The organism is Streptomyces sp. NPDC002884 (genome assembly GCF_040295245.1).
Taxonomy (GTDB): domain Bacteria; phylum Actinomycetota; class Actinomycetes; order Streptomycetales; family Streptomycetaceae; genus Streptomyces.
The window spans coordinates 19208-35115 of the sequence record NZ_JBEOVB010000030.1 but is presented as its reverse complement, the minus strand read 5'-3'; the positions used below and the strand labels follow the sequence as shown (position 1 = coordinate 35115).

The 15908-nt window shown below is 69.0% G+C and carries 14 protein-coding genes and 1 pseudogene; 10 read left to right on the top strand and 5 right to left on the bottom strand.

Annotation, left to right across the window (positions count from 1 at the left end):
• A partial coding sequence (locus ABT070_RS36610; protein ID WP_351767217.1) for a GDSL-type esterase/lipase family protein occupies positions 1-2035 on the bottom strand: 2035 nt, incomplete at its 3' end.
• 309 nt (positions 2036-2344) lie between these two features.
• On the opposite strand from ABT070_RS36610, the gene ABT070_RS36605 reads away from it, so the two are divergent.
• The 4 genes and pseudogenes from ABT070_RS36605 to ABT070_RS36590 all read left to right on the top strand — a co-directional run.
• A protein-coding gene (locus tag ABT070_RS36605; RefSeq protein WP_351767216.1) for an IS5 family transposase occupies positions 2345-3156 on the top strand; the annotation gives its coding sequence in 2 pieces (ribosomal slippage) (positions 2345-2668 and positions 2671-3156; 810 coding nt in all).
• A gap of 137 nt (positions 3157-3293) precedes the next feature.
• Complete coding sequence (locus tag ABT070_RS36600; RefSeq protein ID WP_351767215.1) at positions 3294-3752, top strand: SMI1/KNR4 family protein; 459 nt, start codon at positions 3294-3296, stop codon at positions 3750-3752.
• A gap of 663 nt (positions 3753-4415) precedes the next feature.
• Entirely contained in the window at positions 4416-4778 is a 363-nt protein-coding gene (locus tag ABT070_RS36595) for an ArsR/SmtB family transcription factor (protein WP_351767214.1), read from the top strand.
• Positions 4747-5238 (top strand): annotated as a pseudogene (locus ABT070_RS36590) (cation efflux transmembrane domain-containing protein); the annotation flags it as partial. The gene ABT070_RS36595 and the pseudogene ABT070_RS36590, both read left to right, overlap by 32 nt.
• 465 nt (positions 5239-5703) lie before the next feature.
• Here the strand turns inward: ABT070_RS36590 and ABT070_RS36585 are convergent.
• Entirely contained in the window at positions 5704-6717 is a 1014-nt protein-coding gene (locus ABT070_RS36585; protein ID WP_351767213.1) for a hypothetical protein, read from the bottom strand.
• Between the two features lie 43 nt (positions 6718-6760).
• A complete protein-coding gene (locus tag ABT070_RS36580) occupies positions 6761-7198 on the bottom strand; it encodes a hypothetical protein (RefSeq protein WP_351767212.1) in 438 nt (145 codons plus the stop codon).
• Between the two features lie 415 nt (positions 7199-7613).
• On the opposite strand from ABT070_RS36580, the gene ABT070_RS36575 reads away from it, so the two are divergent.
• Positions 7614-8003, top strand: a complete 390-nt coding sequence (locus ABT070_RS36575) for a hypothetical protein (RefSeq protein ID WP_351767211.1) — start codon at positions 7614-7616, stop codon at positions 8001-8003.
• Between the two features lie 85 nt (positions 8004-8088).
• On the opposite strand, the gene ABT070_RS36570 is transcribed toward ABT070_RS36575, so the two are convergent.
• The gene (locus ABT070_RS36570; protein ID WP_351767210.1) at positions 8089-8850 is read right to left on the bottom strand and encodes a hypothetical protein; all 762 of its coding nucleotides are present in this window, start codon (positions 8848-8850) and stop codon (positions 8089-8091) included.
• On the bottom strand, positions 8847-10310 hold the full coding sequence (locus ABT070_RS36565) for a hypothetical protein (protein ID WP_351767209.1): 1464 nt from the start codon (positions 10308-10310) through the stop codon (positions 8847-8849). The genes ABT070_RS36570 and ABT070_RS36565 overlap by 4 nt, the downstream gene beginning before the upstream one ends.
• A gap of 721 nt (positions 10311-11031) precedes the next feature.
• Between ABT070_RS36565 and ABT070_RS36560 the strand changes: the two genes are divergently transcribed.
• The 5 genes from ABT070_RS36560 to ABT070_RS36540 are packed head-to-tail and all read left to right on the top strand — an operon-like array spanning position 11032 to position 15908.
• Positions 11032-11964, top strand: a complete 933-nt coding sequence (locus ABT070_RS36560; RefSeq protein ID WP_351767208.1) for a conjugal transfer protein — start codon at positions 11032-11034, stop codon at positions 11962-11964.
• On the top strand, positions 11961-12302 hold the full coding sequence (locus ABT070_RS36555) for a hypothetical protein (protein ID WP_351767207.1): 342 nt from the start codon (positions 11961-11963) through the stop codon (positions 12300-12302). The genes ABT070_RS36560 and ABT070_RS36555 overlap by 4 nt, the downstream gene beginning before the upstream one ends.
• Positions 12299-12874: a hypothetical protein gene (locus tag ABT070_RS36550; protein ID WP_351767206.1), complete on the top strand. Its 576-nt coding sequence runs from the start codon at positions 12299-12301 to the stop codon at positions 12872-12874. Before ABT070_RS36555 ends, ABT070_RS36550 begins: the two co-directional genes overlap by 4 nt.
• A complete protein-coding gene (locus ABT070_RS36545) occupies positions 12871-15555 on the top strand; it encodes an ATP-binding protein (RefSeq protein ID WP_351767205.1) in 2685 nt (894 codons plus the stop codon). The genes ABT070_RS36550 and ABT070_RS36545 overlap by 4 nt, the downstream gene beginning before the upstream one ends.
• Entirely contained in the window at positions 15555-15908 is a 354-nt protein-coding gene (locus tag ABT070_RS36540) for a hypothetical protein (protein ID WP_351767204.1), read from the top strand. The genes ABT070_RS36545 and ABT070_RS36540 overlap by 1 nt, the downstream gene beginning before the upstream one ends.

Genomic DNA, 15908 nt, shown 5'->3' with positions numbered 1-15908 from the left:
GGTAGTCCGCGTAGCCGTCACCGTTGATGTCGGCGAAGCGGACCTGGCCGGCGCTGGTTACGCCGGTGGCAGAGGCCCACTGCCCGTAGTCAGTCCAACGCGGATTGCCGCCGGACTTGTCGTTGTTGATCCACGCCTTCACCGAGCCGTCGTCGGCTACCGCGAGGTAATCGGCATAGGCGTCACCGTTGATGTCGGCGAAGCGAATCTTGTCTCCGGACACGCCCACACCTGATGCGAACTGTCCGTACGACTGCCAGCGCGGGTTGCCGCCGTTCTTGTCGTTGTTGATGTATGCCTGAACCGAGCCGTCGGCGGCCACAGCAAGGTAATCGGCGTAGCCGTCACCGTTGATATCCGCCGCCTCCACACGTGCGGTGGGCACCGCTCCGCCCGAAATTATTTTCCCTTGCTCCGAGAAACCAGCGGCCTTGCAGGCAACGGTGTCACCGGCCCCGGGGTATGGGCCATTGAGCCAGCCGTTTCTCGTGGCCTGTTCGATGGCACTGTCGAATGCGACCGCCATCTTCGCGTAGCCAGCATCGTTGGGATGCAGTTTATCAGCGAGATCAGCTGTGCTCAGCGCGCTCATGTTCGCGACAAGAACCCGCTCCCCCTTGCCTTTCCGGACGTTGACCATGTCCGTGATGGCCTTGTTGTAGGGCGTGATCAGGGCCTGGATCTCCGGCTTGGTTGTGGGAACGAGCGTGGCGACAACTACCGTGACCCCGGGAGAGTTCTTCTGAATCGTGTCGATGAGCCCGCTGAGTCGACTAGGTGCATTGCCCGTGTCGTAGAACTGGTTGAGGTCGTTCGTTCCCGCGTGCAGCGTCACCACGGTGGGGCGCAGCTGATTCACCCGGCAGGCTGCGAAATCAGAGATCTGATCGATTCTCCACCCAGAATGCCCCTCGTGGTCAATGTCTGGCGCGTCACCTCCCTGCTGAGAACCCACGAAATCGACACCCTTTCCGTCCGTTTTCCCTTCCGCATCCTCGTCGAGGCTGATGTAGAGCTTCTCGCGGTAGCCAGAATAATCGCTACTACCTACTCCAGTAGTGATCGAATCCCCCAGGGGCATCACCCGGATGGTGGGCCCAAATCCCAACCTTCGCGCTGCCGCCGAAAGATACCCATACATTCGGGGGCCCAGCGCAGCAATGTCGTCGGCCGCCAGAGCCATGATGGTCTCGAAGGTAGATCCTCCCCAGTATTTGAGAACCCCACCCCACTTGCGCACCATGTCCGAAATCTTGATCAGAACGTCACCAAAGGTCCCCACCTCCGCCCACGGGGCAAATACCGTAGCCCAAGCAACAGCACCTATGGCGCCAATAATACCGATGGCCAAGGACTCGCCCCAGACGTCCAAGGTGATTTCTTCACCCTTGAAGAGTGCAGAGAGCATTGTGGTGACGAAGCCGATCGTAAATGCCGCAGTCGCTTCACAGGTGACCTTAGCCAAGGATCCAGTCTCCGCGAATGCAAGGAAACAGGCTACTCCTACCACAACCCCCGCAGCGATCCCAACGACCGTCGCCGCCGCCCCTTTCCACCAGTTGGCGGTCTCCTGTACTTCAGCATGGGGAATTGTTATGGCCAGGCCGCCATCAGTGACAGATATGTCACCGTCGGCATCAAATCCAAATTCTCCTGGACCCGCCCCCGGCATTTCTACCGAATACTCTTCGATGACACGCCTATACATGTCACCGAGACTTCCGCCACCCTCCTCCAAACTGTCGATGATTTTCTGCCTGTCCGCAGCAACCGTGCCAGGCATGTCATAACTGAGCACGACGCCATCGTCAGCCGCCACAGAAGTAGCATTTCGAGTCTGACAGTCAACGCTGAATTGTGAGCCATCCGCATTTCCGTTGGTCGAAGCGAGTTGGCTATCGAGGCTTTCGCAAAAAGATTGTGTGGACCCACTCGCCTCCAGCGCTTTCGCGTCTGCTCCGACGATTATCATCGCTACCGCCAGCACCACAGCCAGTGCGCTCAGCAGCGGGTCCAGAATCTGGATTCTGGACACCTTGCCGATTCTTCGCACTACTTGCCATGATCTTCTCTTTTCGGACAATTGTCACTCCTGCAACCTGAGGGAAGGACGGGCTGCGGCCACGAAGGGGCCGAAGCATCAGCCTCCCCTGCGGTGCTCGGTCAAATACAGCCCATTCCCTGGTCAATGAGTCCGGGAAATATGAAGGATTTACATAGAAAGCCCTTTTATGCGGTAAAAGCCATCCCACCTCGATCTTGCGTGAGGGTTCGTGGGTGCACTCAAGAGGTGGATCGGCCCCGATGGCCGTGTCTGGGGCGGGAGTTGAGCGTTCGGTCCGATGTGGGGACATCGCCGTGGATCGTGTCGGATGAACTGTGGGACCGTCTGGAGCCGTTGCTGCCTCAGCGCGCACGCAGGTTCCGGTACCCCGGCCGCAAGGCATTGCCGGACCGGGAGGTGCTGGGCGGGATCTTGTACGTGCTGCACACCGGGATCCAGTGGGAGTACCTGCCCCAGGAGTTGGGGTTCGGGTCGGGCATGACGTGCTGGCGCCGGTTGCGGGACTGGAACGAGGCCGGCGTGTGGCAGCGGCTGCACGAGGTCCTGCTGGCCGAGTTGAACGCGGCCTCGCGCCTGGACTGGTCCCGCTGCGTAGTCGGCTCCTCCCACGTCAGGGCGTTAAAAGGGGGCAACACACGGGGCCGTCGCCGGTCGACCGGGGTCGGCCCGGCTCGAAACACCATCTGATCACCGACGGCCATGGCACTCCGCTCGCGGTCCTGCTGACCGGCGGCAACCGCAACGACGTCACCCAGCTGCTTCCCCTGCTCGACGCGATCCCGCCGGTCCGCGGCCGGGTTGGCCGTCCCCGCCGCAAACCTGACTCGCTCTTCGCCGACCGGGGCTACGACCACGACATCTACCGCGACCAGGTCCGCGCCCGCGGCATCGTGCCGGCCATCGCCCGCCGCGGCACCCGGCACGGCACCGGACTGGGCACCTACCGCTGGGTGGTGGAGCGGAGTTTCGCGTGGCTGCACGGCTTCCGCCGCCTGCGCATCCGCTGGGAACGCAGAGCCGACATCCACGAAGCATTCCTCAAACTCGCCTGCTGTCTCATCACCCACCGACAACTCAAGTCCCTGTGTTGATCCCGGGAAGCAACATCTGGTGGCCGTCGCCTTGACGTCCGGGGCGCGTGCCATGATCCGGCTTCATGAGTAGACCTTCACTGTCACCTGCCTGGCTGGCCGCGTGGATCAGCAGGGTCTCAGGCCCTCTGCAGACCATGACAGCCGAGTTCGAGCGCCGGCACGGGTATCCCCCGGGCACCAATCAGGTCCGGTCGGCCGACCCCGACGATCAGACGGCGACACGCGCTCTGGCCGAACTGGATCTCGCCTCCGCCGACCTGGTCACCCTCTACGACAGCATCGCCGACATCGCCTGGGCGGACGTCGGTAACGGCTACTTCGTCGACCCGATACCTGACGTCCTTCTGCGGCTCAAGGAGTACGGCGCTGTTGGCGATGGCACTGGTGAGGAGGCTCGTGGCCTGGTCATCGGCTCGAACGGTGGCGGACTGTTTTACGTCACCGGCCCCAGCGGGGCTGTCTACCGGACGCGCACAGCATCACTGGACGAACCCGAACTCGACAGGGTGGCTGATGATCTGCGGCAGTTTCTGGAGCTGCTGGAGCAATCCCTGACACGGTTCATGGCCAACGGGGAGCCGGGATACCTATAGGTACGGTTCCCGGCTCGTCTTTGTGTTAGCCGTTGTCAGTGGACCCTTTCGCCTCCCAGGACGGTGGGCAGCCCGGTGGCCCGACTGTCGCGCCGGGTTCGGCTGCCCGGGGTGGGGTGATGCTGCCGTCGGGTCTGCTGGTCAGCCCGGGTCAGGCAGGAGCACGGTCGTTCGAAACCGGCTGTGATCTCGTCTGTCCAGGGCCAGGGCGGGTGAATTCGACGAGACGCACTGGGACGGCCTGCCCGCTGGCAAGGGGCGCCGGACCACCATCGGAGACGAGACGTCCCGGTCCAGCCTCGTCAAGAGCGGCTGCCAGGCGAGGGGACCGGCCCGTTGCAGGCCTGCTGAACCGGGCTGCGGCCACCCGGATCGAAGTCAGGCGCCGACCGTTGTCGGTCTATGACGAGCTGACCGGCAACCGCATCCGCACCACGGCCGGCAAGCTCGGCCTGCCCCACCTCGCGGAAACCATCAACGAGCTCACCCGTCGGGCGGACGAGGTGAAGATGGGCTACCTACAGCCATGCACTACGTCACGGCCGCCCACCCTGAACGAACCGCCAGGCCGCCCCGGTGACCTGCACGCCCTCGGAGTACAAGCCGACCAGCATCAGGTAGTTCACAATTCTCTGAATTCAGGTTCAGATGTACCCTCGTCGCGTGCTGATCATTGCCTCCGACATCAAGGTGCTGGCGCGTTTCGGCCGCGCGCTCGCCGACCCGATCCGCTGCCGCGTTCTGCTCGCCCTGCGCCAGGCGCCGGCCTACCCCGCCGACCTCGCCGACGCGCTCGGCGTCTCCCGGACCCGGCTGTCCAACCACCTGGCCTGCCTGCGCGACTGCGGCCTCGTGGTCACGGTGCCCGACGGACGCCGCACCCGCTACGAGCTCGCCGACGAACGCCTCGGCCCCGCCCTGGACCACCTCCTGGCCGCCGTGGTCGCGGTCGAGTCCGACCGGATTTGCCCGGATGCCGCCACGAAGGACTGCGCAGTTCTCGGCCCGCGACCACGCGGTGCGTGAGGCCCGGGAGAAGACCACCCTGCGGATCATCGCCGTCTCCTTCTTCGCCCTCGCCGCCTACGTGAGCATCGACGCCGTCCGGGCCCTGGCCGGCACCGGCGAGGCCGACCGCTCGATCCCTGGCATCGTCATCGCCGCCCTGTCCCTGGCGATCATGCCGTTCCTCTCCGCACCCAGCGCCGCGCGGGCCTCGAACTCGGCTCCGCCTCCGCGGTCGCAGACTCCAAGAAGACACTGCTGTGCACGTACCTCTCCGCCGTGCTCCTGGTCGGCCTGGTCCTTAAACGCCACCCTCGGTTGGTCCTGGGCCGGCCCGATCGCCGCCCTGGTCATCGCCGCCATCGCGGTCAAGGAAGGCCGCGACGCCTGGCAGGGCAAGGGCTGCTGCGCACCAACAGCCCACGCGCCAAACCCCGTTGGGACCGCTGCGGCCGCGTGCGGCTGCACCTGCTGCTCGTGACAAACTCGTTGCAGGTCAGCGCTCCCACTCGGCCTTCGCCGTGGGTGATCACCACGACTGAACGTCTCCCGGCCGGGGCGTCGCCCTTGAGGCAGCAGTCGCGGAGGATCTTCCAGGTCGCCCAGTCTCTTTCGTGACTCCTTCGGACATACGGGTCTGGCGGTACCTCGCAGCGGAGCGCCGGGCGCGCAGTCCACAGGCGGTGTCGTACGGTCGCTTTGCCCGGCTCTACAGGACGGCCGCGGTCTGCGGTCCCGCGCTTCCTTCGCACGTTGCGCGGGACCGCACGCATCGTGCGACGCTGCACCCCACAAGCCTTGCCCGGCCGCCCCACCTGGTGCTGTTCTCTGCTCTCTTGGCGCTCTGGGCCCCTGGCTGCCATACCCCGGCTGGATGATCGCGGCGCCAACGCCGCCTGCGGTGACTCGGCGGACCAACGTTCTGGGCCGTGATGGCTCCGGTCGGTCATTCCCGCTGGTGTTCCGGGCCGCCGAAGTCGGGGCTGGTGTAGTCGGGGCTGGTGAAACTTGGGCGTGGGCCTCCGGGAAGGCCGTCGTCGGGGCTGCTGAAACCGGGACGGGCGTAGCCAGTCTGCGGGATGCGGCCGGCCCGGTCCGGCGGGGCGGAATCGGGGCGCAGTGCCGCAACAGTGCCGGGCTCGGCGAGCGCCTCCCGCAGAAACGGCAGGATGCCGCGCTCGAGCAGTGCCTGATGCCACGCCGCCTTGGCCCGTGCCACCTCCTGGCTCAGCGGGGCATCGGGGCGGGCGTCCGGTGAGGTGGCCGCTTCGCGCAGGGCGGTGCCGATCAGACGGATCACCCCACCAAGACTCACCAAAATCATGATTCCGCCCAGGACGAGCCCTGTGACGATCAGCCAGTCGGCTGCTGCGGTTGCCGAGCCGAGCCACTTCAGCCCATAACCCGTGACCAGGCAGAGCAGACCGAGCGTGCCGAAGAAGAGGGATGTGGTGATGGTGAGAGCTGCGGCTCTGCCTGGCAGTGTCACGCCCCTCGCCGAAACGGATCCATGGCTGTGTACGACGGGACGCGGACGTGCCCCCAGGAAAGCGGCGGCGAACCGCAGCCGGAGGGGCAGCTGGCGGAAACCGCCCCTGTCTCGTTGTCTGCCCGACCGGTGTTCGACACCCAGGATGCCGGCGAGTACGCGTCGGCCGATTCCCGCAGTGTGGCGGCGGAGCGGGGCAGCGGGGACGTTTCGGTGTGGGACGGCCGCCGCCTTTGCGGGGTCGCGCAGTTCCTCGCGGGCCTTCACGTAGTGCTGGTACTCGGCCGCCGCGGCCGCCGTGATGAGTGACGTGGCGTTGAGCGCCATGGTGCGCAGCTGTTCGGAGTTGAGGCGGTGTCCGATAGCGGCCAGTTCCGGGTAGTGGGGGGCAGAGCGCAGGGCCTCGTCGAGGATCCGCTCGTACTCCTGACGGTCCTCACTGTGCAGGTGCTGCGGAACGCTGTTCACCATGGTTGTGCTCCCGGCCCGGACGGGGGCCTCGAGGGAGGCCGGGTCACGACGCCTCCTCGATCCGGCGGTCGGCGGCTGAGGGTTGCCCGGGCAGCGGGAGCGTATGGGCCGGCTGGCTGCCCGGCGCTGGCGCGGCGCCCAAAACCGCGTCGCTCACCGTCTGCGCCTGGCCCAGCTGGGTGAGCAGCAGCGGAGCCGACATCCCGACGACCAGGGCGGCGTATGCCCCGCTGATCTGGCCGGTCGTGCCGAAGAGGACGGCCGCGCCGGCCCCCAGGGCGCTGTGCACGACGGCCGCCACCGAGTCGGCGACGGGATCCACGTAGTCCTGGAAGGCCGGGACCTCGGTGTCCGGGCCAGCATGCCCCTGCCGGTGCTCGCGGCGGGCCGCGTGCCATTGTGAGAACCCGGCGTAGGCGTCCAGGAGTCCGCGTAAGAGTCCGCCGGACGCCCCCAGCAGGATCAACGTTCCGACGTCCATGGTCTCCCCCGGGTGCTGAGGACGTCCGCACTCTGGCTTCCGGACACCGCACGAGCGTAGGGCCCCGGCGTGATCGGGGGGAAGACCAGGCGCGGATGCTCGCTGGCGCCGCTGGGCAGGTCCAGGTGCCGAAGGTCCGGGAGGGACTCACAGGAGTGAGCCGAGCCGTTCGTGGCCCGGCAGCAGGACCATCTGATGGGTGGCCGAACATCACGTGGCACCGCCCGGGTTGCCACGGGCTGGACATGCGTTGCCCGGCCACAGGGCACGCCTGGTTTGTGCCCGGGCCAGGTGCCGGCCGACCTCGGCCAGCACCTTGGTGCGTTCGGCGGGCCCGTACGTCTGATACCGATCGGTGGCAGGGTCGCAGACCCTGACCTCGGTGTGCGGGCCGGCGCGCAGCAGGGCACGGGCGATGTCCGCCAAGCCCCAGGCTGAGGGCATCGCATTGCCGGTCCCGGATGAGCTGGAGCAGGTTCGCGGTGACCTCCTCCCAGTCGCCGACCTGCGGCCAGCGTGCGCCGCCGTCCAGTTCATCGGTGAGCGTGGACAACGGCACGATCTCTCCCGCATGGCGGCCGGAGATGAGACGGTCGTAGATGCGGGCACCGTCAGGCTGCCGGACACGGGGGTGCAGCAGGCAAGCTGCGGCCACAAGCGAGGTGTTGATCTCACAGGCCGCGGCCGGATAGCAGGCCTCGTGCGCGAAGCGCAGGTGCACCTCGCCGGTGTGCTGCTCGGAACCGTCCTGGGACATGTTCGTTTCCTCCTTCGTCGGCGTGACGGGCGTCTGGTGCTCGGCTGAGGGCTGGGGCCGCTCGCTGGTCCCGGGCCGATCAGGGCCCAGCCACGGTTGCCCGCCGGCCCGGTTGTAGCGGGCAGCCGCCACATCACCCGTGCGTGGGCGGGACGATCCGGCTGGTCTGCACGGCGAGTTGCAGCATCAGCCGCTCCCGCGCGATGAGTTCACGGGAGACCGAGCGGGTGTCGTGGCGCTGGAGCAGGTCTGCGGTGTCGAACAGTTGGTGGTGGCCGATCTCGACGGCGCGCCGGACCTCGTAGCGGTCGCTGCTGGCGGCGGCCTGGACGAGGCCGGCGTGCAGAGCGGCGAGGCGCTGAAGATAGCGGCAGGCGGCTTCGGACTCGACGGTCCGGGCATTCTCGCCAGCGCGGGCATCGAGCCGGTCCGGCAGGTACTCCACGAGCAGAGCGACTACGGCGGCCGCCGGCACAACGATGCTGAAGGGAACGCCGCGCATGAGCGCAAGAACGGCTGCCACCAGGGTGAGGGCCATGACGATGGCCGTGGCCGCCCGCACGGCCCCTTCCCCCAGGCAGATCCAGTGCGCCGGCCGTCTGGCCAGCCAACGCAAGCTGATGCGGTGGGTCCAGGTCGCGATCGGGGTGAACACGGCCACCCGGTAGGGGTGCTCGGGCAGACTGCCATCGGCCGGGACCGCCCAGTCGATCCACCCCCATCGTGTCCGTTCCCGGATCAGGATGGGCTCGCAGCCGACCGCGCACCCGGAGCCGCAGCCGACATGCCCACCGCGCACGGCGCGGGACCGTTCCCGCTCCCACCGCATGGGCTGCTGCCCGAACGGGCTCAGCTGCTGCGCAATGGGGGCCTGCGACGGCACGTAAGAAGTCATGGTGTCCTTCCTTCCAGCGGATGAGATGCGGTGGCGCAGATGGTGCAGCGCCCATCGCCCTCCGGGCGGGCTCGCCGGGGCGTCGGTCCGGGGCAGGTTCGACACAGCGGCCAGCCCAGGCAGGCCGGGCAGAGGTCTTCGCCAGCGGCAACTCCGGGAACACCGCAGCCTGCGCACTCGACGAGCGCCCGGTAAGCCAGGGCCTCGGGCGCTGTGCGTGCGGCAGAGGCCGTGGACGATCGCTCGACCGACGGCCACCTCTGTGGTGCGTCCTTCGGCACGTCGCCGCGGCGGTGACGGCCCTCCAGCGTGGCGGGCGGTGGGTAGAGCCGAGCGGCCCGCAGACGGGCGGCAATGATCGCGCCGACCGTGGTGCGCACCGGCTGCGGCAGCGGGCGGTCGGTGATGACATGGCGCAGCTGCTCAGCTCTCCAGCCTGACTCCAGCATCACGGTGGCCACACGGCCCTGATCGCTGAGCACTTTCCCGGTCAGCAGGAGCTCTGGACGGCTCGCTCCGATCTCGAGCAGCAGCTGGATCCCCGGATGCATCTCACCCGCCGGCAAGGCAGCCGGCGGGGACGCTGGTGCGTCCGGCCGGCCCGTCCTTTCAGGGGTGGGCGCGGCGTCGCTGCGGTCGCACGGAGGGACGGTGCTGGTCTTCTGCTTGTTGGTCTTCTTCCTGTTGGTGTTCTTAGTGGGGCGATCAACCGACGTCGGGTTATCCACCGGTGGAAAACCCGACATCGGTTGCGATCTGCTGCTTTGCAGGCTGGGCAGGTCGGTGATGAAGTACGCGGCCGCGCCAAGGGTGCCGTCGGGACAGCGCTCGCGTTCCCGGAGCAGGAAGCCCTGCGTCTCCAGCTCCCTGAGGCCGCTCTTGACGGCCGCCTCGCCATCGCGGCTGCCGCGCGCCAGGTCCGCGACGCTCATCCGCCAGCCGTCCCGGTGCGTGCTGATGAGCCCGAAGATTCCCTGCGCCTTGAAGGACAACCGTGGGTCACGGAACAGGCCGTTGGCGATCTGGGTGAACTGGTCCGCCGCCATAACCCCACGCCGGATCCCCGCCCCGAAGCCGGGCGGCACCTCACCGGCCGGCACGGAGGCGAACGCCGCACCAGCCGCCGCGGCAAGGCTGGCGTCGGCGGGAGCGGGACGGTCCGTGATCGAATAGACGATCTCGCCGAGCGTCCCGTCGTCGTGCCGGAGCTGTTCGCGGATGAGGTAGCCGTGCAGCTGAAGTTCGCTCAGGCCGCCGCGGACAGCGTCGCGCCCGTCGGGCCCGGCGCGCACGAGGTCGGCGACCGTCACGTGCCAGCCGGCGCGGTGGGTGCTGATGTAGCCGAAGATTCCCTTCGCCTTGAAGGAGATCTTCGGGTCGCGGAACAGGCCGTTGGCGATCTGAGTGAACTGCTCCGCCGCCATCACGCCACGGCGGATCCCCGCACCGAGGCGGTTCATCGTGCTTCCTCGCGTGCTCTGTGCACGCGGACACCCATGTTGTGCACCAGGCGTGCGGAAGCAAGTGGGCCGGGACCGCTGCGTGAGGTGACATGGGCGAGATCCATTCCGCCAGCTCACCCGGCGTCCCCGACCAGGCTGACGGCCACAGCCCCCGACCATCGGTCACGATCCGGCAACAAGCGCACTGGGCTGGCGTGGTCGGGCTCATGGTCGGGCCGACCATCCCCCTGGCCCGGTGCCGGCTGAGGAATGCGCACTCGAGGTTGCGCAGCGGCTGCCGCGCTCGTTGCGCAGGCGGCTGCGCAATGGTTCCGGGTCCTGCGCATGGGGCGTGTGCAGCCGACTGCGCACAGTGGGACAGGCGCCGGCGGCGTTGGTCTGCGCACTCGGCCAAGTGGTGCGCAACCGGGCCCTGCACGGCCTGCTCCCTGGAGCCGGCGCCGGCCCGATCCTTCGGTCATTCCCCTGTGTCCCATGGGCTCGCTGGGGCCAGCTCCTGTCACACCACCGCCTTCACGGCGATGTTCGGTTCAGGCATGTCCGGTCCGGGCGCCGTCTGGGGTCACGGTCGGGTCTGTGGTCGGGCCGACCACAGACCCGACCAGGGGCTTTGTGTCCCCATCGTGACCGTGGTCGGGGGTTCATGGTCGGTGGTCGGGTCGGGGTCGGCGGGTTTTCTCAAGGTCAGCAACATCCGTGCTGACCTGGGAGTTTGACCATGTCCCCTGCCAAGCAGGCCTCGCAGAGCGAGGCTGCTGCTCCGATGGCGGCCGGCGCCCGGCTGGAGGCGATGCGGCGCCGCGTACGTCTCTCGCGTCTGGCGGTCTGGACCGTCATCGCGGCCGGCCCCATCGCCCTGTGCGTCGCCGTCGCCTCCACCCCGGCCACGGTCGAGGCGGCCACCCCGGCCAAGCCCGCCGCCGTGCGCACTGCGGCAGCCGGCGCCGACCCGGGTGGCTATGCGCAGCTGTTCGTCAGTGCGTGGTTGCGCAGCAGCGCGGACGACGTGACGAGTGCGCAGGCGCGCCTTGCGCAGTCGCTCGCGCCCGACGTCGAACTGCCGGACCCGGCCGCGGGTGCGCAGTCGACGCCTCAGTCCGTGACGGCGGTGCGCAGTGCGCAGCGCTCCAGTGGTACGTGGTCGGTGACGGTGGCTGCGCAGTACGCCGACGGACGGTTGTGCTACTACGCCGTGCCGGTTGCGGCCGGCGGTGCGGGCGCCTCGTTCGCGGTGACCGGTGCGCCCGGCGTGGTGGCCGGTCCGGCCCGGGCGCGGGTGGCGAAGTCGTCGTACAGCGTGAGCGTCCCTGAAGGTGATCTGTCGTCCGCGCTCGGGGAGTTCTTCGCCGCGTACCTGACCGGTAACGGGGAGGTGAGCCGCTACCTCGCTCCCGGCGTGACGCTGCCGGTTGTCTCCCCCGCCCCGTACACGGCGGTCTCCGTCCAGCAGGTGTCCGCCGTCGAGGAGGCCGCGGCCGCCGGGCAGGTGCCGGCCGACGGCACGAAGGTGCGTGTCCTCGTCCAGGTGGAGGCCCGGGATACCGCCGGCCGGTGGCCGCTGGCGTACGAACTCGCGCTCAACGCCCGCTCGGGCCGGTGGGAAGTCGCGGCCCTGGAGTCCGGGACCGCTCGGGTGGGCGGTGCGCGGTGAACACGGTGCACAGCCTGATGCTCGCCGGGCAGCTGGACGACCTCGGCAACTCGTGGATCACCATGTTCAAGAACTGGGCGGCCAAGGGGCTGCAGGCCGGTCTGCTCGTCCTCGTCGTCGCCACCATGATCCAGAAGTTCTCGCTGAAGGCAGGGATCGGCGCACTGCTGCTGATGGTGATCGCGCTGGGTCTGTACAACTCGCGCGACAGCCTCGCGAGCATGTTCGAGGACGAGGTGAACAACCCCTCGAAGGGCGCACCCGCCGTCCCGGGCATTCTCCGGTCCGAACTACCGGCCTCCCGTGTGCACGCGCCCGGCGCCAGGGGCTGGCTGTGACCGCGGCCGCCGGCCGGGTGAGCCGCTTCTACACCTCCGCCCGCCGCCACCCCTGGGTGCTCGGCAAAGTCGCCGACTGGAAGATCCCGCTCGGCCCGTACACCCCCGCGCAGATCGGGGTCGCCGTCCTCGGCGGCTTCCTTCTCATCAAGACCATCGGCTGGTGGTCGTGGATGGGACCGGTCCCGATCGTCGCCTGGCTGCTGACGATCTGGGCCGTGCGCTGGCCGAAGATCCGAGGACGTGCCCCGATGCAGGCAGCGTTGGGCTGGATGCTGCTGAGCTGGCAGCCCCGCGGAGGGCGTATCGGCGGGCGGGCCGCCCGCGACCGCCGGTCCCACCCCCTGCTCGGCGGGTTCACGATCGAGGACGCTCCCCCTCTCGCCGCGGCCGCCTCACCCACTCGTCCAGGTGTGCAGCCTGCTTCCCGGGCAGCACGCCCGGGCCCAGCCGCAGGTCGCTCGTCCACGCGCCACCACGCGGAGCCGGCGGCTCCCGCAGTACCAGCGCGTCCGGTGTCGGGTGTGCAGCAGCTCCTCGCCCTCGCCGGGCAGGGCGGGGGTGCGCGGTGAGGGTGCCGATCCGGCACATCGCCGGGCACCTGGTGTGGTCGACGCAGGGCAGCGTGTGGGCCCTCTACCGTCTTCACCCCGGCCCGGACGCGCAGGGACGGGTGGAGGAGACCGTCCAGGGCACGTACGTTCCCGCTGCCGTCCGTGACGAACAGCTCGCCAAGATCACACATTTGGTGCGGTCGCTGTCCGGGGCGCCGCGCCTGTTCGGGCTGTGCGCGCAGGTCGACCCGGGCGAGGTCGCCCTGCGCATGATCGAGGGCATCGCGCCGGCCGAGCAGACACCAGGCACCGGCCGGCACCCGTGGGTGGAGAACGTCGAGGCCACCCTCGATCTGCTGGACGACCAGGAGATGCACCGCCGCACCCTGTGGCTGGCGGTGCCGCTCCAGACGGAGAGCTCCGGCCTCCAGGTGTCGGCCTCCCTCGGCGCGGCGTGGGCCGAGCTGTCCCCGATGCTGGGCATGCAGCCGGCGCCCGTGGCACGGCGCGAGGTGAGCGCCTACCGCGAGCAGGCTTCCCGGGTGGAGGCTGCCCTCGCCGGCGGCATAGCCTTCCGTCCCTCCCGGCCGGCGGAGATCGTGTGGATGATCCAGCACGCCCTGCACCGGGGTCTCGCGGAGCCGCTGCTGGCCGAGGCCGAGAGCAGCGACCTGTACGGCGGGCACCTGCGGGACGGCGTGCTGCGCTCCCCCAGCTACGCCGACCTCGGCCAGGTCCGCCTCGAGGAAGGCGGCATCGCCCCCGAGCTCGACGACGTCGACGAGCTCAAGAGCACGGGCCGCATCACGCGGTCGGGTCGCAAGGCCTGGTGGCGGCTGAACACCGGCTCGCCGCTCGGGCGGCGCTGGCTGCAGGTCGAAACGGACGCCGGGGTGGGCTACCAGGCGCAGTTGGCGCTGGCCGAGTGCCCGCCCGCTGTCGGCCAGGACGCGGCTGATCTGTTCGCCCAGCTGGAGCTGCTCGACTTCCCCGTCGACTACACCGCCGACCTCACCCTGGTGCCTGCGGAGAAGGCCCGCGACCAGGTCCGGCGCAAGAAGAACGAGTTGATCGACCAGGCCGACCAGTACGACGCCCGGCCGACCGGTATGCCCGCCTCGCTCACCGAGGCCGCCCGCGACCTCGGTGAGCTCGACGCCCGCCTTTCGCGTACCTCGGTCGAGGTCGAGGTGCAGTCCGTGACGGTACTGACGGTGTGGGGGCCGACCGCAGCCGTCTGCGACGCCCGGGCGCGCGCCCTAGCCGCGCTGCTCGGCGGCGCCGACTACCACGCCGTGCGCCCGGCCGGCCTGCAGGAAGCCCTCTTCACCCTGAGCCTGCCCGGCACGGTACGACCCGGTGTGGCACGGGAGTTCACCCAGCACCAGATCAGCGAGGACTGGGCGCTTTCCGGGGCCTTCACCGCCGCGGAGGTCGGCGACCCGAACGGCATGTTCCTCGGCATCGACCTGGACAGCGGCACGACCCGCCCCGTCATGATCAACGTGGCGGACGCGCCCAAGGTCGACGCCTCCGCCTCGATGGGCATCGTCGGCGATCTCGGCGCGGGCAAGAGCGTGCTGCAGAAGCTGATCACCGAGGCAGTGTGGGCGCGCGGAGGCTGCGCGATCTGTATCGACCGCACCCCCGTACGCGAATGGGCCGCCTTCGCACGGACCGCTGCGAAGGGCCGCGTCCAGATCATCGACGCCGCCCAAGCCGAGGTGTCCATCGACCCCCTGCGGATGTTCACCGGGCCCGAGGGACGGCACTACGCCCTGTCCTACCTGACTCTGCAGCTCGGCATCGGCCCGATGAGTACCAACGGCGAGGTCCTGCACCACGCCGTCGAGCAAGCCGCCGCCGGCCCGGAACCGTCCATGCACCGCGTCCTTCAGGTCCTCGAGGAGATGGCCACGAGCGAGGCGGGCAAGCGGCAGGACGCGGCCGCCACCCTCGCCGGCCTCATCCGCGTCGTCGCCACCAACTCCCTTGCCCGGATGGTCTTCGACCCGACGCTGCCGCCGGTACGGCTGGACGCCTCCAGCAGCACCGACATGATCGTGATCACCACGACCGGTCTGAGACTTCCGCCGAAGGCCGCGTTCGCCAATCCGGAGGTCCTGCACCAGCAGCCGCTGGAGGCGCTGATCGGCCGCGCGGTGCTCTACCTGATCGCCGCGATCGCCCGGCAGACCGCGTTCAAGGACCCCGAGCGGTTCACCGCCGTCGTGCTGGACGAGCTGTACTGGCTGACCTCGTCCGCGGAGGGAACCGCTCTGGTCCATGAGATCCTCCACGACGGCCGCAAGCACGGCGCCGGCTTGCTCGGCGCATCCCACGACGCCGAGGAACTCGGCCCCGACCGCGGACTGATGGCCTACCGCGCGCTCGCCCGCACCGCAGATCGCGAACGTGCCCGCCGCGGCCTGGAGTTCGTCGGCCTCGACCCAGGCGACCCCGAGCTGCTGCGACTGGTGACCACCGGCCTGTCCCCCGTCGGCCAGAAAGGCCGGGAGGGCGAGTTCCTGCTGACCTGCCCGCGGCAGAACACCGGCCGCATCAAGGTCTCCATCCCCCGCATCCAGCGCATCACCACCTCCATCGCCACCACGCCAGGGCGCCGCACGAGCGCGGCCCCGCCAGCCGTGAGCGGTGCCGGTGAGGCCGCGGATGCCCGTCCAAAGGAGCACCTCTGATGACCAGGTCTTCCGGAGACCGCTCCCGGCGCGTCGCTGCGGCCGTGAGCGTCCTCGCCGTGATCGCCGTCGTCGTCGGTGCGGTCATCCTCGCCCTCGGGGTCGGCCTGTCGGACGCCTGGTGGCCGCACACCGGGCAGGCGTTCGCCGCCGACACCCCTACCGATCAGCACGATCCCTGCACCTCGATCGTCGGCCCCGCCAAGACGTACTGCGAGCGCGGCACCATCACCAGCGCCGCCGGCCAGCAGGACATGGCCGCTGCCGTGTGGCGGTTGGTGGCCGCCGGTGCGGGTGTGGCGGCCCTGGTGGTGTGGCGGCTGCGGCACTCCACTGGGCAAAGGCGGCGCTGA

Bases quoted from the DNA above. Each gene is read 5' to 3' on its own strand.
- ABT070_RS36575 (WP_351767211.1), top strand. From the start codon at position 7,614: ATGTCCGCCAAGCCCCAGGCTGAGGGCATCGCATTGCCGGTCCCGGAT.
- ABT070_RS36570 (WP_351767210.1), bottom strand. From the start codon at position 8,850: ATGACTTCTTACGTGCCGTCGCAGGCCCCCATTGCGCAGCAGCTGAGC.
- ABT070_RS36560 (WP_351767208.1), top strand. From the start codon at position 11,032: ATGTCCCCTGCCAAGCAGGCCTCGCAGAGCGAGGCTGCTGCTCCGATG.
- ABT070_RS36565 (WP_351767209.1), bottom strand. From the start codon at position 10,310: ATGAACCGCCTCGGTGCGGGGATCCGCCGTGGCGTGATGGCGGCGGAG.
- ABT070_RS36540 (WP_351767204.1), top strand. From the start codon at position 15,555: ATGACCAGGTCTTCCGGAGACCGCTCCCGGCGCGTCGCTGCGGCCGTG.
- ABT070_RS36600 (WP_351767215.1), top strand. From the start codon at position 3,294: ATGACAGCCGAGTTCGAGCGCCGGCACGGGTATCCCCCGGGCACCAAT.
- ABT070_RS36580 (WP_351767212.1), bottom strand. From the start codon at position 7,198: ATGGACGTCGGAACGTTGATCCTGCTGGGGGCGTCCGGCGGACTCTTA.
- ABT070_RS36585 (WP_351767213.1), bottom strand. From the start codon at position 6,717: ATGGTGAACAGCGTTCCGCAGCACCTGCACAGTGAGGACCGTCAGGAG.